The 21,532-nt window shown below is 55.3% G+C and carries 18 protein-coding genes and 1 pseudogene; 8 read left to right on the top strand and 11 right to left on the bottom strand.

What is annotated here, in order from left to right; all coding sequences use genetic code 11:
- Positions 1-41: 41 nt before the first annotated feature.
- From U8U01_RS01700 to U8U01_RS01685, 4 genes are all read right to left on the bottom strand, one after another.
- Entirely contained in the window at positions 42-1,202 is a 1,161-nt protein-coding gene (locus U8U01_RS01700) for a tyrosine-type recombinase/integrase (protein WP_322169423.1), read from the bottom strand.
- A gap of 12 nt (positions 1,203-1,214) precedes the next feature.
- Complete coding sequence (locus U8U01_RS01695) at positions 1,215-2,546, bottom strand: relaxase/mobilization nuclease domain-containing protein (protein ID WP_322169420.1); 1,332 nt, start codon at positions 2,544-2,546, stop codon at positions 1,215-1,217.
- 14 nt (positions 2,547-2,560) lie between these two features.
- A complete protein-coding gene (locus tag U8U01_RS01690; protein ID WP_161473498.1) occupies positions 2,561-2,881 on the bottom strand; it encodes a plasmid mobilization protein in 321 nt (106 codons plus the stop codon).
- A 432-nt stretch (positions 2,882-3,313) separates the two neighbouring features.
- Positions 3,314-4,243, bottom strand: coding sequence for an AAA family ATPase (locus tag U8U01_RS01685; RefSeq protein WP_322169416.1), 930 nt, complete (start codon positions 4,241-4,243; stop codon positions 3,314-3,316).
- 261 nt (positions 4,244-4,504) lie between these two features.
- Here U8U01_RS01685 and U8U01_RS01680 point away from each other — a divergent pair, with 261 nt between their 5' ends.
- The 6 genes from U8U01_RS01680 (at position 4,505) to U8U01_RS01655 (ending at position 10,084) form a co-directional block, all read left to right on the top strand.
- On the top strand, positions 4,505-5,629 hold the full coding sequence (locus tag U8U01_RS01680) for a DUF6076 domain-containing protein (RefSeq protein WP_322169412.1): 1,125 nt from the start codon (positions 4,505-4,507) through the stop codon (positions 5,627-5,629).
- Positions 5,619-6,443: a sigma-70 family RNA polymerase sigma factor gene (locus tag U8U01_RS01675; protein ID WP_161473501.1), complete on the top strand. Its 825-nt coding sequence runs from the start codon at positions 5,619-5,621 to the stop codon at positions 6,441-6,443. Before U8U01_RS01680 ends, U8U01_RS01675 begins: the two co-directional genes overlap by 11 nt.
- A gap of 435 nt (positions 6,444-6,878) precedes the next feature.
- Complete coding sequence (locus U8U01_RS01670; protein ID WP_322169408.1) at positions 6,879-8,216, top strand: MATE family efflux transporter; 1,338 nt, start codon at positions 6,879-6,881, stop codon at positions 8,214-8,216.
- Between the two features lie 834 nt (positions 8,217-9,050).
- Positions 9,051-9,353 carry a nucleotidyltransferase family protein gene (locus U8U01_RS01665; RefSeq protein ID WP_322169405.1) on the top strand — a complete coding sequence of 101 codons (303 nt, stop codon included), beginning with the start codon at positions 9,051-9,053 and terminating at the stop codon, positions 9,351-9,353.
- Positions 9,350-9,682 (top strand): HepT-like ribonuclease domain-containing protein, encoded by a 333-nt coding sequence (locus U8U01_RS01660; protein ID WP_322169402.1) that lies wholly within the window; start codon positions 9,350-9,352, stop codon positions 9,680-9,682. The genes U8U01_RS01665 and U8U01_RS01660 overlap by 4 nt, the downstream gene beginning before the upstream one ends.
- Positions 9,683-9,940: 258 nt before the next feature.
- Positions 9,941-10,084 carry a hypothetical protein gene (locus U8U01_RS01655; RefSeq protein WP_322169399.1) on the top strand — a complete coding sequence of 48 codons (144 nt, stop codon included), beginning with the start codon at positions 9,941-9,943 and terminating at the stop codon, positions 10,082-10,084.
- A 27-nt stretch (positions 10,085-10,111) separates the two neighbouring features.
- On the opposite strand, the gene U8U01_RS01650 is transcribed toward U8U01_RS01655, so the two are convergent.
- Positions 10,112-10,342 carry a hypothetical protein gene (locus U8U01_RS01650; protein WP_322169395.1) on the bottom strand — a complete coding sequence of 77 codons (231 nt, stop codon included), beginning with the start codon at positions 10,340-10,342 and terminating at the stop codon, positions 10,112-10,114.
- A 187-nt stretch (positions 10,343-10,529) separates the two neighbouring features.
- On the opposite strand from U8U01_RS01650, the pseudogene U8U01_RS01645 reads away from it, so the two are divergent.
- A pseudogene (locus U8U01_RS01645) lies at positions 10,530-11,224 on the top strand (type I restriction endonuclease subunit R); the annotation flags it as partial.
- 155 nt (positions 11,225-11,379) lie between these two features.
- Complete coding sequence (locus tag U8U01_RS01640; RefSeq protein ID WP_322169391.1) at positions 11,380-12,066, top strand: alpha/beta fold hydrolase; 687 nt, start codon at positions 11,380-11,382, stop codon at positions 12,064-12,066.
- A gap of 11 nt (positions 12,067-12,077) precedes the next feature.
- Here U8U01_RS01640 and U8U01_RS01635 read toward each other — a convergent pair whose 3' ends face one another.
- The 6 genes from U8U01_RS01635 to U8U01_RS01610 all read right to left on the bottom strand — a co-directional run bounded on the left by U8U01_RS01635 (position 12,078) and on the right by U8U01_RS01610 (position 21,491).
- On the bottom strand, positions 12,078-14,501 hold the full coding sequence (locus tag U8U01_RS01635) for a GH116 family glycosyl hydrolase (protein ID WP_322169388.1): 2,424 nt from the start codon (positions 14,499-14,501) through the stop codon (positions 12,078-12,080).
- Positions 14,502-14,579: 78 nt separating this feature from the next.
- Positions 14,580-15,860: a glycoside hydrolase family 183 protein gene (locus U8U01_RS01630; protein WP_322169385.1), complete on the bottom strand. Its 1,281-nt coding sequence runs from the start codon at positions 15,858-15,860 to the stop codon at positions 14,580-14,582.
- Positions 15,861-15,879: 19 nt separating this feature from the next.
- Positions 15,880-16,716 (bottom strand): carbohydrate ABC transporter permease, encoded by an 837-nt coding sequence (locus U8U01_RS01625; protein WP_322169382.1) that lies wholly within the window; start codon positions 16,714-16,716, stop codon positions 15,880-15,882.
- Positions 16,717-16,729: 13 nt separating this feature from the next.
- A complete protein-coding gene (locus tag U8U01_RS01620) occupies positions 16,730-17,650 on the bottom strand; it encodes a carbohydrate ABC transporter permease (RefSeq protein ID WP_322169379.1) in 921 nt (306 codons plus the stop codon).
- Positions 17,651-17,808: 158 nt separating this feature from the next.
- Positions 17,809-19,275 (bottom strand): ABC transporter substrate-binding protein, encoded by a 1,467-nt coding sequence (locus U8U01_RS01615; RefSeq protein ID WP_322169375.1) that lies wholly within the window; start codon positions 19,273-19,275, stop codon positions 17,809-17,811.
- Positions 19,276-19,298: 23 nt separating this feature from the next.
- On the bottom strand, positions 19,299-21,491 hold the full coding sequence (locus U8U01_RS01610) for a DUF6259 domain-containing protein (protein WP_322169373.1): 2,193 nt from the start codon (positions 21,489-21,491) through the stop codon (positions 19,299-19,301).
- Between the last annotated feature and the right edge of the window lie 41 nt (positions 21,492-21,532).

Below are 21,532 nucleotides of genomic sequence, written 5' to 3'. Positions count from 1 at the left end.
ATGCGCTTGCTATGGCGGCTCCTATGTCCATCACTCTGCTGTTACGCGCTGTGCAGGAGCACATCTGTCATAACATTTGCGGCCTGTTTTTTCAATTCCATCTGAGGGTGGCAGTAAGTGCGCTCAAGGAACGAGGTGTCGGCGTGACCGGCTATTTCAGCCACCGTCTGCTTGTCCACACCATGATGGAGCAAAGACGAGATCACATAATGGCGCAGGGTGTGCAAATGGAAAGATTCTGGAAAATCGTTCTCTCGAAAAATCTTCCGCAAATGTTTTGTGAACGTGTCCGGGTGGATAAAATTGCCGTACTCATCGGCGAACAGATACGGGCTGACCTCGCGCCCAACCTTTTCAGCCTGGGCGGTCTTGTAACCACAATACCCCAGCAGCAACGACGTGATATCTTCCTCGATAACAATGGTACGGCTGCGGCCATTCTTGGTCGGCCCCTCCTGCACACCCAGACCCGGCACATTACTCCTGGAACGGCTGACCGTAAGTACACAGCGGTATTTGTCAGTCATGATAAAGTCGTGCCACATCAGAGCGCAGAGCTCACCCCGGCGGCACCCGGTGTAGAGCGCCAGCACATAAAAAATCTTGTACTCTTGCGGTTCGTCCAGCAGAGCGTTGAGAAAACGGTTGGCATCTTCTTCGGTAGGAATAAACTGCTCACGCTTTTCCGTGTCGGGCAGGTCAATCATATGAGCAGGATTCTTCGGGATAATTTCGTTGCGCTTGGCGTCGCTCAGCACCGCTGACACTACAGTTAGGTACTTTTGCACGGTAGCCTCCTGCACAGGTTTGCCGTGATTACTGCGCTTGCGAAGCTCCACTAGCATATTCTCCAGCGCGATAGGTCGAAGCTTGTTTAGCTTGATAGCACCGATAAATGGGTAAGTTACTTTCAGCATTCGCCGGTAGCTGGCGATAGTACCCGCCGCATACTTCACCTGCCTGTCCAGCCAACGCAAGGAGAATTCTTCGAAGGTCATCTCAGCATCCTCACAAAATCCCTGCTTGATGGTACGCTCCATTTCCTCTGCGGCATGAGAAACATACTGCCTAATACCGCGCTTGCCTACGCTGTCAGGCACAGTAATCGTCCTCGCCTTAGAAATTTTCCGACCGTCAGGACGATACCCATTGCTGACAGTAATTTTGAATTTGTGCTCGTCTAACTGCTTGATACTTGCCAATAAAATTCCCCCTTACATCTTCTGCTCAAAGTCACGCTCGTCAGATTTCTGACCCAGCGCGCGCTTTTTATGTTTCTGCTTTCGCATAGTCGTGCTGTCCTGCGGACGACGGTCGTCAATCATCCCGGAAATATCAGCGGAAAGATATGCGAGATCAATTCCAAAATCACCAGCGCCGCCGATGGAATCAGTGCGATCCAGAACAGTACCGCTGAGAATTTTTTCATCTGCTCCCCCTGCAAAGAGAGATTCCTCGAAAATTCTTCGCTCATTTTCCCAGCCTGTGACGTTAGGTTCTTCGCAATCTCCGAGGCAGACCGTTCTATCTCCCGCTGGAACTTCTGCGCCGACGATTGCATTTCTTGGGTGCAACTCTCCAACTCCTGCACTCGCTGGTCGAGGTACTCCACCAGTTCCTCCTTGGTCGCCAGCCGCGCCGCCGCTGTCTGAACCTCCACCAGCAACTGAATTTGTGACTGCTGTAGCCCGAGCAGTGCCGCCCAATTCTTCTCTGTCACCGTCACGCAAGGCACTACCTCTGCCGCCGTTTTCGCCTGCCTGCGGGACTGCTCCTCCAATTCTTCCAATGATTTCCGCTCGAAGTTTGAACTCGTATTCCATCATCTCCTTCAAAAATTTTGCATCGTACAGCTTGATATCCCGGCATTTCATACCGACGGGAGTGGTGTAGGTGATGCTCTTGCGCTCGTCTGTCCACTTGGCCTCGTACCCTTTCCGCTCGAGCAGCTTGATGAAATGCTCCCGTGAACGCGCCACCGCCATGGCGTCCTCTATGGCAATCATCAACTGCATTTTCCAACTCTGGTTCTTCTCCATGGAACGATACTCGCGGGTACCGAGCTGCTTGCTATGCCTGGGCGGGTCGGGAGGCAGTACCGAGAACCCGTGCGCCAAGCAAATTTCATCAGAGAGTTTCCGCAACTTTGCCAGTGTAGTTGGTCCCTGCCGGAGCATATAGCCGCTCTCATAGCACACGGAGTTGACCACAAAGTGAGAGTGAATGTGCTCTCTATCAATGTGGGTCGCCACCAAAATTTGACTGTCAGGCCAAGCCTTTTCCGCAAACTCTTTCGCCAATTCATGGGCCTGCTGGACAGTGATAGGCTCATCCGGTGCGAAGGATTGCGTGTAATGATAGAACCAGACTGGGCTGTCCTTGTGATAAGCGGCGCGGGTGGCACGGAACTCCTGGAAAGCAAACTGAGGAGAACAGTTTATTCCAGTGGCCCACTGACGTCCATCTGCATCCACCGTTTTGTGTTTCTGTAAAATATAACTGACCGCCCTGCCCAATGCTTTTACGGATTGCCGCTTATATGGCATAAATTCAACTACAGCTATAGGCGCACCTCCTTGTCTGCCAGAGCAAAGAATCGCTCATAAAGCTTGTTCATATCCTCATGCACCTGCTCCAAGTACACCGCGTTGATCTGTCCCATGTTTGCCAGCACCGTCAACTGGTTGAGGTTGTTCCCGATGGCTTTTAGCTCCCGCGCCACCACTTTACCGTCAAGAATGACGTTGACCTTACCGCGCATCGCCGCCGCGCGAATGTAATTGCTGGGTGACATCATTGCCCTGTCAGCCTGTTCCGCGATGTGATGAAATTGTTCTTCCGTGAACCGAACCGTGAAGGCCCTGTCCTTTTTATTGCTCATTTAATTCCTCCAATCATTGACATGGCTCCTGCCATAAGTGGGTGCGGGCTACTGCCCGCTGAATGTGCCGTCCGACAACGTCGGACGAGCGCTCTGCTTGCCCCTCCCCCAAGGGGGAGGTTTTTTGTAGGACACCGCCGCCTGCACCTGTCCACGCAAAAGCGGCCCTGTGTGGCCTCACACAGGCCTATCCGGGTGGACTGCGGTTCCTACCCCACCTCGCCCTTAAAACCGCCACACGGGGCCAACACGGGCCGACTATGGGGCGGCTGTTGCTTGGCTGTGGTTGCGCCTGGGCCCAAGGGTGCAAGAGTGCAAGGGTGTAGAGATTCTCGAAGATATTTACAGGTACACACACTATGTAGAATCTACTGCATACCACCCACACAAGATAGAAGAGTGCAGTCCGAATCTTTTGCACCCTTGCATCCTTCAACATGACAGTCTCCAATGCCACCCCTCTCCTTTCTTTATAGAGTCAACTCCGAGATTTTCTTTGGCTATTTTCAGCGTGCGTTTGGAGATGCCAGCCTGCTTTGCCATCTGAAACATCTCGCTGGCAGGAGCCGAAACCCCTCTGCTCAGCTTATCTCTTATCAGTTTTTCGGCTATGTCAACTTTAGAATCTGCCGGCCCACCGTTCAACAAATCGCTGGTGGTAACCTTATCGTAGCCATCCACCCAGCGCGGAGCGCCGTCCTCAATGCTGAACGCTACCGACCTTCCCTCCGGAGCAAGAGAGGATTTGTCGTGGACAATGACGCGGACGCTTGGCTCTTTTTTCATTCTGCCCACCAGCAGAACGCTCCGAGCCGCCGCACGGAAGTCCATGGAGCCGAGTCCTCGGTAGGCGCTGTTGGCTCCGACAGCCTTGTTGAGATGCCCAATCAGGACAACAGCACAGCCGGTCTGGTCTGCCATGATGGTGAGCTGCTTGAGGACATCCCGGATTTCATTGGCGCGGTTCATGTCAACGTCCCGGCCCAGGTAGCCTTGGAGCGGGTCAAGAATCATAAGTTTTGCACCAGTAGCTTTGACTGCTTTCTCAATGCGCTCGTCTAAAAGGGATAGGGAGTGCTCGGCTTCGTCGATGCAAATGATGCGGTTGAGGTCGGCACCGGCGGTCGTGAGGCGGGGCTTGATGGTGTCGCCCAGGCCGTCTTCGGCGGTCTGATAGAGAATGTTGATGGGTGAACTCGGTTCCATTCCCGGTAGCGCTGTCCCCTGACTGCACATGGCGGCGAGCCAGAGCGCAAGGGTGGTCTTGCCCTCGCCGGGGTTGCCTTGGATTATGGTGAGTTTGCCCTGCGGTATGTAGGGGTACCATAGCCATCGTACCTCTTGGAGTTCGACTTCGGACATTCGGATAAGGCGTAGTTCGGTTTGCATTTGGGTCATTAAAGCCCTCCTTTCTATTGGCTGCTCCGTGAAAAGTGGGAGCAGTATTCATATTCCAGATTCAAAGTCACACTCACGTTGACGCACCTCCTTCCGCAAAGATTAAGGACGGAACCGAGTGCCGCACTCGATTTCGTCCTTCTACTTGTATTATTCTTCCAAAAGTGATAAAATGTGAATATCGCAGGACAGTGGCTTTTGCCATATGGGACAGGAGGCGTAGATGTGTTTATAGAAAAAGAGCTTTTTATTACTATATTCAGTCCCGAAGTCAGCATCTATAAAGACAGTCAATTTGCAAATAATAAGTTATTTCCAATCGGACATTTCGCAGCGGAAGCTCTTAACATTGATGATGAGTCCATTGCACTCTTGAAACAGTATGCCGATACGATTAAGAATGTTTCCGTTTCATTTAAGAACCCTGAAACAAACAATTTGGCGTTGCCGCTTTCTGTTCTGAGGGAAACTATTGCAGAGATGATCAGGACTTTATGCAAGCTTCCACCTTTCACTTCATGGGATGCGGACAGTGAAATTCGTGGATTGGGTTATATTCTTTGCGATTCAGATATAGAAAGTTTATTGAAACCCGGATTGATAGGTGGTCTTTTCTGGCGCTACATACGAAGTGCAGCATCTGCCGCCACTGCTATTCAGAATTTTCGAGACGTAGGAATATTCCTTGAAAAGAATTTTTTAAGGGACATTTCTCGGAGAGATGAGCAGAGTTTTGCCACTGCAACCGGTGAATGCTTTTGCAATGAAGACTTCCTTAACCTGATTTTTTCTTCAAGCTTCACTGATGAGAACTTCCCATTTTCCCCATCGCTACTTTCCAGGTTTTCTTTTGGTTGTGATCCACAGGATAAGGACAAGCTGGTTTTCCTGGATACGATTGCATTTGAAAGCTATATGGATTTCTTTACATATGACCTGCTCAACGGAATGCGGCACGGCCACGCTCCAAGCAAGTGCCAGAACTGTGGAAGATATTTTCTGACACTGGATGCCCGCAAGCCCAAGTATTGCGATGGCATGGCTCCACAAAATCCGCACTATACCTGTCGTCAGTATGGTGCTATGAATCAGCAGAAAGAGAAGAACTCCAATCACCCCACCTTTCAAATCTTCAAAACCCGCACAGGAACGATCCGCAAGCATCATCTGCGTGGGAAGATCACTGACGAGGTACGGCGAGAGGCACTGAAAGTCTGCGAGGAACTACGCGACCGAGCACTGCTGGACAACAGTTTTGCTATGAAGGAATATCTTCGGCTCATGGAGCAGGATGCGATTTATGCGGAAACGAACAAGCGCCTGGGTAGTGGTGACTCCCATGACCAATGAGGAGTTAATGGGGCGCGTCCTGGGTGGGGATGCAGATTCTATTGAAAAACTTTTGCTGAACAATCAGGAGTATCTCTACAAGCTGGCCCGGCGGTTGAGTAATAGTCCTGATGTAATTGAAGACCTGGTGCAGGAGGGTAGCATTGCGATTCTGGATGCGGCTGGCAGTTATGAGCCGGCGCACGGCACATTATTTCTGACTTATGTGACTCCAATAGTCAAGAAAACCATGCGCAATTTCATGGCGCGAATGTCTTTGCTAATGGCGATACCTGCAGCGCGGTACAGTCAACTGCGGCAAGTGAACTTTCTGGTAGCCAAGTTTCAGATGGAGAAAGAGAACACTTCGCCACAGGATTTACTCTTGACAATTTGTCATGAAATGAATGTGTCTGAAAAAGTTGCACGGGGATTATTGCGAGACTATAGTACATTTTTCCAGGAAACTACGCTGGATGGGCTGTGGGAGCAGAGTATTCCTTGTTTTGAGACTGACCCGGCGAAAGTGTATGAACAGAAACTTTTAGAGGACTGTCTTAGGGAGGCTATGGAACAGTTATCTCCGAGGGAACGGAATCTGATTCAGTATCACCTGGGGTTGAACAATCCCGATGAGTTTTGTATGACCTTCCAGCAGCTGGCGGTGCAGCTGAATTATAATGGGCATAGCGCGGCGGAGAAGGCATACCGCAAGGCAATCGAGTCACTAAGGCAAGCACTTTATGCCGGTAGATACAGGAGGTATGTGTGGGCAAAAAGGATAGTTGATTCTATTTTTGGTATTACTTCTGTCCCAATCAGTAGGAAAAAATAGAGGGATGCGAAGCGGCCTGCGGCAAGGCCTTGGGGCTTTGCCCCAAACCCTACCAGGGGTCTGATGCCCCTGGACCGCGCAGTTTTTCCTATCTTTGAAGGCTAAAGTAATTATGGCGGAGAAAGATTCTTCCGCCGCAAATAATTTCTACTTGACAATTGGCATATAACGTGATATAATCACACAGTAAAATATGGGTGGACTTTTCCGGAATTAATCATCTTTTTGCCACACAGTTATCTTTTTGATAGCTGTGTGGCTTTTTTGCTCAAATCTGTGGAGAAGCGTCTGAAACGGAGGTTATGCTAAATAGAAAACTATTTTATCAATCATCAAAACACGCCGCAGTATAAGAGCCTGCAAGATGGATATAGGCATCCACATTTCATCTCCTTTTGGTGCCTTGCAACGCAGTAGAAAGGTATGGTAATATAAATGAATGAAGCATTTATGAAAGAAAAACCAGTAGTGCCGCTGATGCTGTCTATGGCACTACCCATGGTGCTTTCCATGATGGTCAATTCCCTCTACAATATTGTAGACAGCTTTTTCATAGCACAGATCAGCGAAAATGCTATGATGGCACTATCGCTCGTATATCCAGTACAAAATTTCATCAACTCGGTAGGAGTAGGTTTTGGAATCGGCATCAATGCCGCGATTGCCCTATTTCTTGGCGCTGGAGAGCGGGATGCGGCAGATCGGGCGGCCAGTCAGGGTATGGTAATGACTATTCTACATGGTGTCGTCTTGCTGGTTGTATCCATCTCCATCATACCCGCCTTTTTGAGAATGTTTACCACCTCGGAGGAAATTGTTGATTTAGGAATCCGCTATTCCCACGTAGCTTTTTCCTTTTCTCTGGTCATTACTGTTGGAATGACTTTTGAGAAAATATTTCAGGCCGTTGGCCGCATGAAAGTGACCATGATCAGTCTGCTGTTCGGATGTGTGACCAATATTGTTCTTGATCCTATGCTGATTTTCGGAATAAGTCCATTCCCGGAAATGGGAATCGAAGGAGCGGCACTTGCCACTGGAATCGGACAGGTACTGACTCTGATAATCTATGTGGCGGTCTACCTGATCCGCCCCCTTCCTGTATCAATTACAATAAAACGGATGAAACCAGAGAAAACCATCCTGTGCAAGATCTATTCTATTGGCATTCCCGGCACGTTGAACTTGGCGCTGCCCTCCTTCCTAATCTCAGCGCTGAATGTTATTTTGGCTACTTATTCAGAGGTTTACATCCTTGTGCTAGGCATTTACTACAAATTGCAGACTTTTCTCTATCTTCCTGCAAACGGGATCGTACAGGGGATGCGTCCTCTGATGGGTTATAATTACGGTGCCGGAGAACACAAGAGGGTTCGCCGTATCTATCAGGTTGCCCTGTGCATGAGCGGCATTATTATGATAGCCGGAACCATTGTGTGTCTGCTATTTCCCGAAGTGTTAATGGGCTTGTTTACCGGCACAGCTGCCACTATTCATGCAGGTGAGGTCGCTTTGCGCATCATCAGCGGTGGTTTTATCGTTTCCACCATTTCTGTTACCTCAGCAGGAGCTTTGGAGGGATTGGGAAAGGGAACACAGTCTCTGATCATTTCCATTTGCCGGTATGTGGTGATCATCATTCCAGTTGCCTTTCTCCTCAGCAGATGGCTGGGAGCCGTGGGCGTCTGGCATGCTTTCTGGGTAGCAGAAACCTTAACCGCTTTGATTGCTCTTGTTGTCTACCGAAAATCAGTCGCAGAAGGTCAAAAGTAAAAGAGGTAGAGGGCCGTTCGATCTCTTCCACCTTTGAAACCTACATTCCTTATGGAACAATCATTTCCCCGGAACCGGTATAGAACGCAGAGGGACTTAGCGAGCTGACAGAAACCTATCACAATATAATCGACAGCAACGAATGTATTCGCATTCTGTACGGCATTGGTGGCCTGATTCTGGACACTTTTGCACAGGGGGACTGCGAGAAAAAGCACAGCAAACTTATTCTGTTGGCGATACCGCAGAATGGAACAGGTAGCAATACTGAATGAGGCGCTTAACTTTTGAATTTCAGGCGCAGCCAAAAATGGAATTTATCTATGTGGAAACTCGCAGGAATACTGGCGTATTTCAGCCTTTCGTAAATTTCCAAAAAATCTTTTGCTTTGTCTGGCTGAAAGGAGCCAGATGTGCCAACCCAAAGCTATCATTATTCTGAATAAAGTGTGTCAGCGTTGCCACAACATATTGCCAAACGAATTAATTACAGCCTATCTCTGTGGCTCATATGCTTGCGGGGATTTCGATGATGAATCTGATGGTGATATTCTCCTGACAGCAGATTGTGGGTCCGCTGATATTTCACCCTATCGGAATCAAAAAACTGATATTTCTTGCAACGTGAGCTTGGAATATGATATCACTGTTCCAATCACTGTAAAGTCATTTGACCGCTTTCATTGGTATTCCACTGTGCTGTCATTTTACAGAAATGTGTTGATCAAAGGAATCCTCTATCCTGCGTTAGAGGACAGTTGATTATTTGACCAGCTTATGGTATACTATGTTTTAGTGAAGTTTACCACGCCATTAAAAAGGAGGAGAGGACCGATGTCTGACAAAATTCTAACAGGCGACGAGATCCGTTTGGCAATCCTTCCTCTGCTCAAAAAGTACCGAGCCGAGAAAGCAATCTTGTTTGGCTCATACGCTAGAAATGAGGCCGATAGCCAGTCAGACATAGACCTTCTCATCATCGGAGGCGAGCATTTTGTGCCGACAGATGTCTTTTGTATCGCAGATGAGCTTTACCGCGCTCTAGCAAAAGATGTGGACGTGTATGAGCTATGCGAGATCAAGGCAGGCTCAGACCTCTACAACACCATTTTCGCGGAGGGAGTGCCGATTGCATGAAGTATACAGATGAGCAGCGGTTAGAGAAGATACGTTCCACAACGGAAAAGCTGCTGGCATTTCTGCAGGATGAATCCATCACGGCTGACCAAGTTATGGCAGAGGAAACGGTTCGCTGGACGATAACAACTCCGCTTTACAATATTGGCGAACAGGTATACAACCTGTCGGATGAATTCAAACAGAGTCATAGTCAAATCCCATGGGCCAAAATATCCGGTCTGCGGCATCGACTGGTTCATGATTACGACAACACAAATTGGTCTTTGATTTGCACTATCCTATTTGATGAGCTGCCGGAATTTTTGACTGCGCTGCAGGATCTCTGACTACTGTTTGACTACTATTTTGAAAAATCAATAAAATCGCCGGGAACCCAGCCGTTTCTAGGGTTCCCGGCCCCGATACAATAAAAGGCTTTTTTGTGCGCCCTGGACAAAATCCAGCGTTTTCGGGCCTTCCCATTTAACGGCCTGATAACTCCGACTCTAAGGGCCGCTGGTTCGAATCCAGTCAAGCGCGCCAATACCTCTAGGATTTGAATTCTTGGAGGTTTTTTACTACAAAATTTTGAAAGAGACTTCCTCATGAAAATTGATACATTCTCTTACCATTTAGGCGCTGCCGATTGTTTTTGCGAGATGGTTCGCGCCAGGGTGAAAAAGATTGCGCTGTCCCATCCTTGCGATACCAAGGAAGAGCGGGATGGCTTTCTGTCGGCGTTTGAATAAGCTTTGTGAGCGGTATGGGATGCGCTACTACGTGGAGAATGCGGCGTTTTTGATTGACCGCTTTCCCCTGGGTGGTACGATCTGGCCCCACTGGTCTTTGAGCTTTTCCATTGTCGCGGGGATTTGTTGCTGCTGTTCGCGGACACTGATCCGGAGGTGTTCGTAGAACAAGTCATGGATGCTGTGTGCATCCATGGCTTCGGAGCGAATATACTGTGGGATACGGCTATCCGGGAAGGTATCCCTTGCTTTTCTCATTTGGCGGAGGTGAAAGGTTTTTTGATGGGCAGAATGCACGGTACGCTTTCAGCGGGCGTACCTGTAGGCCGCAGCACGCGCCACGCTTGTTCCTGATGGAATATTACAAAATATTTGATTTAGGACGCCCCCTATGATATAATATACCAAAAAAGCAACGCGTTGCGTTTGTGCAAAGGGGGCTTACCGTTGCATCCAATGCTGCGCCACCGAGGACGCCGCGGAACGGATGTGCTCGGCACTGGTCAACCTGAACGCGGACATGGTCAGGGAAAACCTGGACTATGTGGTGCGCATAACCGGCAGCGATGAATACGGCAAAAGCAAGCTGAAATACTTCATTTCCACGTCAAAAGAGGGACCTGTGATTGCAACCACCTCCAAGCTGCTCTCTACCGGCGCGGACTGCAAAATGACAAAGCTGATCGTTCTGGACGAGATGACCGGCTCCATGACGGAATTTAAGCAAATCATTGGCCGGGGTACCCGGCTGCGGGAAAAGGAGGGGAAAACCCACTTTGTGGTGATGGACTTCCGCAAAGTGACCCGGCTGTTTGCAGACCCCGGCTGGGGCGGCCCTGTGGAGCAGGTAGACGGCTTTGCCCCAACCGCACCCGTCCCCGGTGCCGGAAAGCCGCCCGTCCCCCCGGTAGGCCCACAGGAAAAGCCGGTTGTAGACGCAAACGGCTGCACGGTAAAGGTCATCTACAAAACGGTTTCCATCTACGATACCAACGGCAAGCTGCTCCGGCAGGAGAGCATGATGGACTATACAAAGGAAAATATTTTGGGGGAGTACGCCTCGCTGGACAACTTTATCCGTGCGTGGACGGCAGAAGAAAAGAAGGAGAAGATCCGGCGCTGCTGCGGGAGCGGGGTATTTCTTCCCCCCACCGCCGGGCAATCCCCAGAAAAGGAGGTAGGAAACCATGGAACCAAGAAAGTTAGCCAACTCGCCCCTTACCTATTTTGTAAGCCGGGCCGCCGGGCAGGCCGAATGGGTGCTGTTTATCCACGCGGCTTTTGTCAACCATCAAATGTTCCAAACCCAGTTCGCGTATTTTCAGCACACCTACAACATCCTGGCGGTTGACGTCATCGGCCACGGGCAGTCCCTGCACACGCAAAAAGGGGACACCATCGAAAGGATGTCCCCGTGGATCTATGCCATCTTACAGGCGGAAAAAATTGACAAAATCCATATGGCCGGCGTTTCCTTGGGCGCGGTCCTGGCGCAGGATTTTGCCCACCATTACCCCCATGCCGTAAGCTCCCTGGCCTGCTTTGGAGGGTATGACATCTGCCGGTTCGACCCCAAAATGAACCGCGCAAACAGCGCCAAACAGGCGCAAATGATGCTGAAAGCGCTTTTCTCGGTGAAATGGTTTGCCAAAGCAAACCGGGAGATTTCCGCCTATACCCCAAAGGCCCAAAACGAATTTTACGCCATGAACCTACGCTTTCCCAAAAAGTCGTTCCGGTACCTGGCAACGCTCCACCGTTTGGTAAACCGGCATAAGCCAGGGCCAAGGGATTACCCCCTGCTCATCGGCTGCGGGGCGTTTGACGTCCCCATGGAACTAGAGGCGGTCCGGGCGTGGAAAAACAGCGAGCCGGATTGCACCCTGGCCATTTTCGCCAACGCCGGCCACTGTGTGAACATGGATGTACCCCAAGCGTTTAACCGTACGCTGGAGGCATTCTGGAAAGCCGCCGGCCGGTAAACCCGCCCCGGTTATGCTAGCACCACCCGTTCTACCGGTATCTCCCCCCGCACCACCTGCAAGTCCACCCGGCCGTCCTGCAAAGTCACCACGCCATACCCGGTTGCCGTGCTCAAAAACACTGCATAGGCCGGGGCGTTTTGCCCGCTGGCATACAGGGTCTTTTCCACCGCGTCATAGCGCACGCCGGTGTAGGCCTGCAAGTAGCTGTAAGAGGCCAACGCCCTGGCGTACCAGTGGCCGCACTCATACTCGTCAAAGGGGTTGCGTTTCGCCCCGTCATACCGGGCCCTGCTGGCCGCTATAATGGACTTTGCCTCTTCCACACAGCCAAACAGCATCAGGTGGGCGGCCACCTGGTGCTCAATGCCCGTCCACACCTCGTCGCTGTACACAAAGGGCAGCGAGGGCCTGCCGCCCTGGGGCCAGGTGCACAGCAGCAGCCCCCCTTCGTTGCCCAGGGCATAGCCGGGACGCTGGGGGTTGGCGTGCCCTGTCAGGTCGGGCTTAAAGTTGTGGCGGTATACGGCCAGCAGGTGGCTCTTCACCTTTGCCGGGTCCAGAATATCCCCCAGCCCGCAGACGCGGGCCAGCCAGGCCCCCATCACCCCGTCGGAAATACACCCGGCGCCGTACTGGTACTTGGGCCCTTCCCGCTCCATCAGGGCCCGGCAGGCCTCCGGCTCCCCGGAAAGGTCAAAAGGCGCCTGTAAGGTTTCCCATTCCACCTGCTGCACAAAGTATGCGCCGTTAAACAGCCGGGTTTCCAGGTACGCCCGGCCCCGGCGGTACAGTTGCTCGTACCCGGTTACATCCTCCCCCAGCGCCCGGCCCATACGGCTTATGGCCACCAGGGCCCCCAGGTAAAAGGAGGAGCACATACCGTCCGCGCCCCAAAACTCAATGTCATAGGTGTTGTGATGGGGCTCCTTCAGCACCCCTTCCCGGCCCTTGTCCCAGGTGCCGATGCAGTAGTCCAGGCTCTTCTTCATCAACGGCCAGTATGCCCGTATAAAGCCTATGTCCCCGCCGATGCGCCACTCCCGGTACATCTTCATGATCCCCCCCAACTGCCCGTCCGCGGCCGCGTGGAAGGTGTTGCCCGAAGGCCGTATGGGCAGCGAGGAGCGGAACTCCTGATGCCCCGCCCCGTTCTGGTCCTCATGGAACTCCGCGTCCCGGAAACTGCGCTCCAGCCGGGGGAACAGGTGGCAGAGGGCCTGGGCGTAGTTCCACACATGGGTACAGCTCCCGTGGCAGCTGCCAATGTTGTCGCAGCAGCCCTCCCAGGCCCACAGCCGCCCGTCCGCCTGCCGCAAAATGGTAGGGGATTTCAGGATCGACAGGTTGCACGCCAGCGCGTCCAGCGCCCCTTCCGGCAAGGTGGAGGCAAACAGCGCCCGGGAAAACGCCGCCGATTCCTCCCAAAGCCGGGTGAACTGCCCCCGGTAGTAGGCCATCACTTCCTCCACGTTTCCAAAGCGCCCGGCGTACCAGGGCCGGTAGGTTTCTTTGGCCCCCGGCCCCCCCTGGGCCTCATAGCCAAGGCGCAGGTTGGTTTTTGGCACATACCAGGCAAAGTGCAGGTCGATTTCCCTGCGCTCCCCCGGCTGCAGGCAAAAGCGCACCGCCAGCGAGCCCCCCAGGCTTTTGCCGTCCGCCCGCTCCCCCTGGGGCGTTTCGCCTGCGGCCAGGCCCTTCCACAGCATGGTAAGGGGGTCAAACCAGCCGCTGGGGAACCAGTCCGTATGGCATAGGGCCCCCGCCTCCCCCACCTGGATCAGGCACTGGCCGAAGGCGGCCGGGTCCCCCTCCCTGGCCGGGCAGGCCAGCAGCAGCCCGCCCCCCTGCCGGGTGATGGTCCCCTCCGGCTCCTCCCGTATGGGCGAGGGGAACCACTTGTCCGCCGGGTGCACCATAAAGTTGACGGTGTGAAAGGAGTACACCGCCTCAACCGGGCTGTCCCCCCGGTTCTCAAAGGTATACCGCAGGGTTGCCGCCGGCAGGCAGGAGTCATCCTCGTTCCCCGGCAAAAAGGGGCTAAAAGCCGTCATCGACGCCTCCAGCGGCGCCCCCTCCTCCTGAAACGCCAGCCGGGCAAAGGGAAACCGCCCCGTAAAGGTGTTGGCCCGGAACCGGGGCAGGCCATAGGTTTTGCCGAACTGGTTGCTGGTCCCCAGCCCGGATAAAGTCCCCCGTCCCCCAAATATCTTCCGCCGGGGCACAGGGCCCTCCAGCACCCTGGCCCAGTCCGCCCCGTCCCGCCGGGCGTATAGGGCCGAAAAGCATTCTGGCTCATAAAACAAATCCGGCGCGTTGCGCAAAGAGAGGCTGCCAATGGCCCCTGTGCCCTCCACGCAGAACATCCCCGCGCCCATGCCCCCTACCGGGAAGCTGACCTGCTCCAACTGCCTGCCCGTATAGCTTTTATCCATAACCGACCTCCGTTTCCCGCCTACAGGCCGGGCCGCGGCCCTTCCATGGGAAGTCCCGCGGCCCGCCTTGTAGGCAATTTATTTTTCCAGTTCCATTTCCATCAGGGCCACATTGTACACCGGCAGCCACAGGGACATGAAAAAGCCGATCTTCTTCCCGTCCTCCGACACATACCGGGGGTTCATAAACGCGCCATACAGGCCTGGGAAGTCCTGCTGGGCGGCGATGGTCACGGGTTTCGAGTAGGGCCCCCATATCTCCTTGGCGCTGCGCAAAATAATATCCTGCCCGGAGATATACGTAACCAGCCATTCCCCCAGGTACTCGCTGTACAAAAAGGACATCTCCCCCACCGGCTTTGGCAAAAAGTCGATGGCCTTTTCCAGCCCCTCTTCCCCCTGGGTAAAGACAGGCGTGCCGTCCTCCCCATAGCCGGTCAGGTACTCGTAGGCGTCAAACTCCTCATACCGGCCGGCAGGCGCCCGCATCAGGGCCGCGCCGCCGTTGCGCCCGCCGCCAATGCCCGGCACATACACCATATCCTCCACCAGCACCGGGTACATCTGGCAAAACCGGCTCTCCCCCGGCCACGCCAGCCCCTCCAGGATCTCCCAGTTCTCCCCGCCGTCGGTGCTTTTCGCCACCGCGCCATAGTTGCAGTCCCAGGCGCCGGGCTCCCCCCAGTGCCGCACCGACATAAAGGACAGGTACAGGTTGCCGTCGATGCATACAGCCCCGGTGGGTATTTTCGTCACCTCTTTGCCCTCTGCCTTTTTCCCCCGCAGCAGCTCCTTGGCCACCCCGGTGCCGGTCACAATCATCCTGTCAAAGGTGATGCCGTCGGTATAGTCGCTGTCCCTGGTCACGGCGGCCACATTGCTGCGCCAGTTCCCGGTCTGGTCCTCATACCGGAAGGTATCCCCAAAGAAGAGGAAGGTTTCCTCCCCCCTGTTGACCGTCACCCCCAGGTCCGTACCCCCCACCCCGTATCGGCTGGCCGTACGGTTCTCCGAGTACTCCCCTGTCACCATCCCGATCATGTGGATGTTCTTCACCCCTTTCAGGGTATAGGCCCCCTCCGGGTCCCGCAGGGGCTTGTAGGTCACGTTCTTTTCCAGCAGCCCGGCTACCACCGCCTCCCCCTCCTGGCGGGTCTTTTCGGCGTTGGTCAGGGCCTGCGGGGTGGGTTTTGCCGTGGGGCTGGCCTCTGCCACAGCCAGGGCCGGGGCAGGGCTGGGGGTAGGCTCCGGGGCAGGCCCGGCCTCCCGGCAGCCCCCGGCAGCCAGCGCCACCAGGGCAGCCAGTATGGCGGCCACCCCCTGTTTCACTTTCCTGCTCACACCGTTTACACTGTCCATACTGCCACAGCCCCTCCCCTTACTTCAGCCCAGAGAGCACAAAGCCCTTGACAATATGCTTTTGGAAGATGGCAAACAGCACAATGGGCGGTATCACCGCCAGGCAGGTGGCGGCCATAATGCGGCCGTACTCCGTGCCGTAGTCGGTCTGGAACGAGCGGATAATGGGCATCACCTGCTGGATGGACTTGTCCGTTACCGTGATGGATGGCCACATGAAACTGTTCCAGTAGCCGATAAAGATCCCCGCCCCCTGCACCACCATGGGCGTGACCGAAAGGGGCAAGAACACGGTCCAGAATATGCGGAACCGCCCGCAGCCGTCTATCCGGGCCGCGTCCTCCAGGCTGGCGGGTATGTTCAAGAAGAACTGCCGGAAGAAGAAGATATTGTACCCGCCCGCAATGCCCGGCACCAGCAGCACCCATATGGTGTTGATCATGTGCAGCGAGTGCACCACCAGGTAAGAGGTGATCAGGATCGTCAGCCCCGGCACATACATGGTAATCAGGCAGTACACCCAAAACAGCCGCTTGCCAAAAAACTCCAGCCGGGCAAAGGCGTACGCCGCCATCATGTTCACCAGCAGCGAGAACACCACGCCCAGCACCGCCACCACAAAGGTCACCAGCATGGCATGGAACAGGGGGTTCTTGGTGCTGACCAACACGGCCTCATAGTTGGTGGTTATCCAGGCCTTGGGCAGCATCCGCAGGGGGGTGGCCAATACCTCCTGCTTGTTTTTAAAGCTGGCCAAAAACATCCACAGCAGGGGGAACAGCGATACCGCCGCTACGGCCAGGGCCACGCAGTAGCCCACGCCCCGCCGGAGTTTTGCCAAAGGTTTCGTTTTCACCTGTTTTCCCTCCTTAACCGTCAATGGACCGTTCGGACCGGATCACCGTAAACACAAAGGAATTGAGTATGGCGATAAAAATCATAATCAGCAGCGCCCCCGCAATGGTCCGGCCCATGTTCACGCCCGTGCTCTTAAAGTTGTTGTAGATGTACAGCATAGGGGTCAGGGTGCTCTCCCTGGGGCCGCCGTTGGTCATCATCATCGGCACCTCAAACATCTGCAAGGTGCCCGTCACCATGCTGATGCACTGCAACACAAAGATGTTCTTCATCTGGGGCAGGGTGATGTACACCAGCTTGCGGAAAGCCCCGGCCCCGTCAATAGAGGCCGCCTCATAGTACTCCGCCGGCACGCTGATCAGCCCCGCGTAGTTTAGGATGGTACCCCCGCCAAAGCCCAGCCACAGGGTGGGCACCACAATGGAGAACATGGCCCAAAAGCCGTTGTTCAAAAAGGCGATGCGGGACAGGCCCATCGAGGTGAGCATCTGGTTGATCAGCCCGCCCTTATACTCAAAGATAAACATAAAGATGATGCCCGCCACAATGCCCGCAATAATGCCGGGGATGTAGATGGCGGTCTTAATGGCGTTGGAGAACCGCACGGAAAGGCTCTTCAGCAGGTGGGCAAAGGCGAATTGCAGCAAAATCTGCAACGGCACCAAAATGGCCACAAACTTCAGGGCGTTCACCACCGCCCGCCTAAAAGATTTGTTCACCACAATCACCCGGAAGTTCTCAAACCCCACAAAGGTCGAGTTCCCGTAAAAGTTCCAGTCGTAAAAGCTTTTGTCAATGGCCATCACCAAGGGGGCCACCACAAACACCGTCAGCAGCGCCACAGCGGGCAGCAGCATCAGGTAGGCGGTGCGCATATCCCGCTTTTGCATTTTGGTGTAGCGGGGCACTTTTGTACCGGCCGGCCTACGCATATTCCCATACCTCCTTTTCAGGTAGTAAAGGCGTCCGGGGCCCGCCCAGGGCACGTCTGAAAACCCGGTATCTCCTTTGTTTTCAGAGGTGCCTGCAAGGCAGGCCCCGGAAACCCTATTCAGTTGCCTTCCATCAAGTCCCGTAAGCGCCGGCCCCGTTACTTGCGGGGGTCTGTGCCGGGCAGGTTGTTGTCGTCTATCAGTTGCTGTATATCCTCCGCGCAGGCCTGCAAGGCGTTGTCAATGTCGTCGTACCCCATGGCCACGTCCTCAAACAGGGAGGCCACCCTGGCCGAGATATCCCAGGGGTAAGCCGCCTCCGGCTGGCCGTAAGAGGAAATGCGGTTGATCACGTCCACATACGCCGCGCCGTCCCCGGCCTGCTCCGCCGCCCAGTCCGCAATGCTGGCAAAGGGCGAGGCCTTGGCAAACTTCACGTCCACATAGTACTGGCCCAGCCGCTGGGGGTTCTCCTTGCTCACCAGCCAAGAGAGATAGTCCGCCGCGCCCTCCGGCTTCTCCGCCTTCGAGTCCAGCACATACACCCAGCCGCCAATGGTCGCGGTGGTCTTGTCCAGGTTGCCGTCCTTGGTGGGCACCACGGCCACGCCGGTGTTCTCCCATACCTCCGGGTAGGTGTCAATCAAATCCGTAACCGCCCAAGAGCCGCAAATCTGGAACACCACGTCCCCCTGGCCAAAGGGCTTAATGTCCGTGTAGCCGGACAAAGGCTGCTCCGGCACCGCGCCGGTATCGTACAGCTCCTTAAAGAACAGGGCAATATCCCGGTAGCCGTCGTCAATCAGCGGCGCGTCCCAGTTGTCGTTGATGGGCCCGTGGCCGGCGTTGCCAAACTGCATCCCCCAGGTGCTCCAGCCCATATCCCCAAAGCCGGGTATCTCCAGCCCGAACACCTCGTCGGTTTTCAGGGCGTTGGCCATGTCGATCAATTCCTGCCAGGTCTTGGGTGGCTCGGTATAGTTGCCGGCCTCCAGCAGGTCCTTGCGGTAGTACAGCACCATCGAGGGCTCGCACAGCAGGGGGATGGCATAGGTCTTGCCCCCAATGGAAACCATCTCTTTTACAATGGGCAGCATATCGTCAAACACCGCGCTGTCCATGTAGTCGTCAAACGCGCCGTAATAGCCTTCCTTCACCCCGGTAGGGATGTGGTTGTAAGACTGGATATACGCCGTGGGGCAGGTGTCCGAGGCCCGCGCCGCCGCAATGCGCTCGTCCCAGGCAGAAGCGGCAATAAACTCCTCGCGGATGGTATACCCCCGGCCCTCCAGGTTGTATTCATGCACAGACTTCTCGAAGAAATTCACCCAGATGTCGCCCATGCTCTGGCTCCACAGCACGATCTCTTCCCCTTCCGGGTACTCGGTGCCCTCATATGGGTTTACGTGCACAGGCTCTTCTTCGCCCTCTGCGCCTTCCTCGCCGCCTTCGTCCCCGGCGGGCTCCCCCTCCTCTTCAGGGCTGCTCCCGTCCTCCTCCGGCGTGCTGGCCACCGTGCTGCTTCCGCTCTCTCCGTTATCCCCGCCCGCGCAGCCAACCAGTACCGTTGCCAGTACCAGGGCCAGCGCCAACAGCAGGGCCAATGTTTTCTTTGTGTTCTTCATAAGTCGTCCATCCTTTCTGTCGGTTATTCCCCCGCGGCGCACCGCAGGGCAGCCACTTGATAGGGGCCCAATGTAAGGCGTTCCAGTTTTTTGCTATCCACCACCTTTTCCGTCTGGTTTTCGTCCGTATAGTCTAAACACGCCAACCATGCCGGCGCATCCTTTATTCTCGATACATCCACCGCCACCTCCTGGGGCTGGGCCGTGGTGTTGGCCAAAAAGACCGCTACTTCCCCCTCCAGCCGGTAGGCCTGGGCCACCACGCTGTTCCGGGTAATGGCGCCGCTGGTGTTCTGCTCCGCGGTCCCGGCGCTCAGGTTATATTGCAGGTAGGTGCGGGGCGTCCTCCGGCAAACCAGTTCTGGGGGCCGCAGCATCTCCCCATAGGCCAAAAACTTCCCGTAAGGGCCTGTGCGCAGGGCGGCAAACTTCCGTATATAGGCCCCTATCCCCTCGTCGAACCGGTAGCCCCTGGGCTCCAGCCGGCAGTAATGCTCGTCCGAGCTGTTCTCCCCTGCCCCGTCTATCACCTCCATGGGGCTGTATTCGCTGTTGATCTCAAACAGCCCGCCCCAAAGGTAGGTTTTGGCAATGGTATGGTACACCAGGTCGCCGCCCTCGGCGGCCAGCTTGCCCCAGCCGTCCATCCGCACCGGGGCATACCCGGCGTATACATACTGGAACATGGGCACCAGCCAGGCCCGGTTCAGCCGCAGCAGCGTCCGGTAGGGCCACAGCTCCAAGGCCGAGCAGGGCTGGGCGTTGGCCCTGGCCTGGTAGAAGTCCAGCACGTCCAGTAGGCTTTCGTTAATCATCTCCGTGCCCAGGGGGATATACCGCCCCCTGTCCGCCGAAAGGGCCCGGCGGGTGTCCCGGTATATTTCCCGGTAGCCCTCCGTCATCTGCCGGCCGGCCCCCACCGGGTGGCCGTGGCCCTCCTCCATGCAGGTTTTCAAAATGTTGTTGGCGGAAATGTCATAGTACATGGCGTCCGCGCCGCACTCCTTCACCACCTGCCTGTCCCGTTCCCGGTGCAGTTCCCTGGTGTACCCGCAAAGGGGGCAAAGCATATGGAACTTGTACCCGTCATGGGACTTCGGTTTCTCCGGCCATTTTTGCAGGCTGGCCTGTAGCTTTTCCCTGTCCCCCTTCTCCGGGTCCACCAAAAAGTCGAACTCAAAGGGGGCAAAATGCCCGCCGTCCTCCTGCCAGGCCCGCACATTTTCCGGGTGGAACCGGGTGGGGAACCAGTCCGGGTAGCCCCCCGGCACACCGCTGCCGTAGGTCTGGGGCACCCGTGGCCAGTCCGGCCCCGTCACATGGAACAAAGGCGCGCCCACAGCCTGCCGGTATTTGCGTATCCACTTGGCCCGGTCGTGCATCCCGTTTATGCCAAAGGTCACGGCGCCGGTATCCTCCAGCAGCCAGCCAGCCTTTTCTTCGGCCGGCCGGTCCCGCAGCCGGCCCCGCCGGCACCACACCTGCCCCAGGGCCCACGCCTTATACAGGTCCGCCGCCTCGTACCAGCCGTCCCCTTCCGTGGCCTGCATCAGGAAGTCCCAGTGGCTCTCCACCGGCTTGCCCGGCCCCACATCCTCATAGCCAAAGGCCTGGCTGGCCCGCAGGGCGTCGCCGGACTTATAAAAATCCAGCCACTTCTGGTAAAACCCGCCGTCCTCGGCGGCAAAGTACAGCCCGCACAGCCCCTGGGTGTAGTAGGTAAAAAACTGCATCGACGCCCCGGAGAAGGACTCCGGGTAGGGCATATGCCGCAGGCCGTCCCCTTCCTTTTCAAAGGCCCCGTGGGGGTTCTGTACCAAAAACCCCGTGGCATAGGCATGGGCCAGGTAGTCCTCGTCCCCGCCAATGCTCCTTATGCCGTTGATCAACGGGTACTCCAGGCTGCACAGGGGGAAGTCCCTGTTCCCATAGGCCCTGGCGGTAAAGGCGATGGCCTCCCCCCGCACCCGCACCTGTGCCTCCACGGCCACGCCGTCCTCCCGCTGCCAGCAAAGTTCCACCCTGCCCGGCTCCTCCCGGTAAGAGAAACGCCGGTAGCCGGAGGAAAAGCAGCCCTCTTCCCGCTCCAGGATAAAAGCCTCCTGCTGGGTCCCCTTGGCCACCACCGTGCCGGTACGCAGGTCCGTCACCTGCCGTATGGCCCCGGTGTCCCGGTCAATGGCTACTTCCAGCCGTCCGCTGTTCAATACGATCATACTTCCGTGCACCTCCTTGCACCTCCCGGCCCGCCGGGAGC

The sequence above is a fragment of the Acutalibacter caecimuris genome (assembly GCF_034335085.1).
Classification (GTDB): Bacteria; Bacillota; Clostridia; order Oscillospirales; family Acutalibacteraceae; genus Acutalibacter; species Acutalibacter caecimuris.
The sequence above is the reverse complement of the archived record's forward strand: the minus strand, read 5'-3'. Positions and strand labels throughout refer to the sequence as shown.

Bases quoted from the DNA above. Each gene is read 5' to 3' on its own strand.
- U8U01_RS01670 (WP_322169408.1), top strand. From the start codon at position 6,879: ATGAATGAAGCATTTATGAAAGAAAAACCAGTAGTGCCGCTGATGCTG.
- U8U01_RS01640 (WP_322169391.1), top strand. From the start codon at position 11,380: ATGTTCCAAACCCAGTTCGCGTATTTTCAGCACACCTACAACATCCTG.
- U8U01_RS01650 (WP_322169395.1), bottom strand. From the start codon at position 10,342: ATGAGAAAAGCAAGGGATACCTTCCCGGATAGCCGTATCCCACAGTAT.
- U8U01_RS01635 (WP_322169388.1), bottom strand. From the start codon at position 14,501: ATGGATAAAAGCTATACGGGCAGGCAGTTGGAGCAGGTCAGCTTCCCG.
- U8U01_RS01630 (WP_322169385.1), bottom strand. From the start codon at position 15,860: ATGGACAGTGTAAACGGTGTGAGCAGGAAAGTGAAACAGGGGGTGGCC.
- U8U01_RS01655 (WP_322169399.1), top strand. From the start codon at position 9,941: ATGAAAATTGATACATTCTCTTACCATTTAGGCGCTGCCGATTGTTTT.
- U8U01_RS01690 (WP_161473498.1), bottom strand. From the start codon at position 2,881: ATGAGCAATAAAAAGGACAGGGCCTTCACGGTTCGGTTCACGGAAGAA.
- U8U01_RS01620 (WP_322169379.1), bottom strand. From the start codon at position 17,650: ATGCGTAGGCCGGCCGGTACAAAAGTGCCCCGCTACACCAAAATGCAA.
- U8U01_RS01695 (WP_322169420.1), bottom strand. From the start codon at position 2,546: ATGCCATATAAGCGGCAATCCGTAAAAGCATTGGGCAGGGCGGTCAGT.
- U8U01_RS01660 (WP_322169402.1), top strand. From the start codon at position 9,350: ATGAAGTATACAGATGAGCAGCGGTTAGAGAAGATACGTTCCACAACG.
- U8U01_RS01665 (WP_322169405.1), top strand. From the start codon at position 9,051: ATGTCTGACAAAATTCTAACAGGCGACGAGATCCGTTTGGCAATCCTT.
- U8U01_RS01685 (WP_322169416.1), bottom strand. From the start codon at position 4,243: ATGTCCGAAGTCGAACTCCAAGAGGTACGATGGCTATGGTACCCCTAC.
- U8U01_RS01615 (WP_322169375.1), bottom strand. From the start codon at position 19,275: ATGAAGAACACAAAGAAAACATTGGCCCTGCTGTTGGCGCTGGCCCTG.
- U8U01_RS01675 (WP_161473501.1), top strand. From the start codon at position 5,619: ATGACCAATGAGGAGTTAATGGGGCGCGTCCTGGGTGGGGATGCAGAT.
- U8U01_RS01610 (WP_322169373.1), bottom strand. From the start codon at position 21,491: ATGATCGTATTGAACAGCGGACGGCTGGAAGTAGCCATTGACCGGGAC.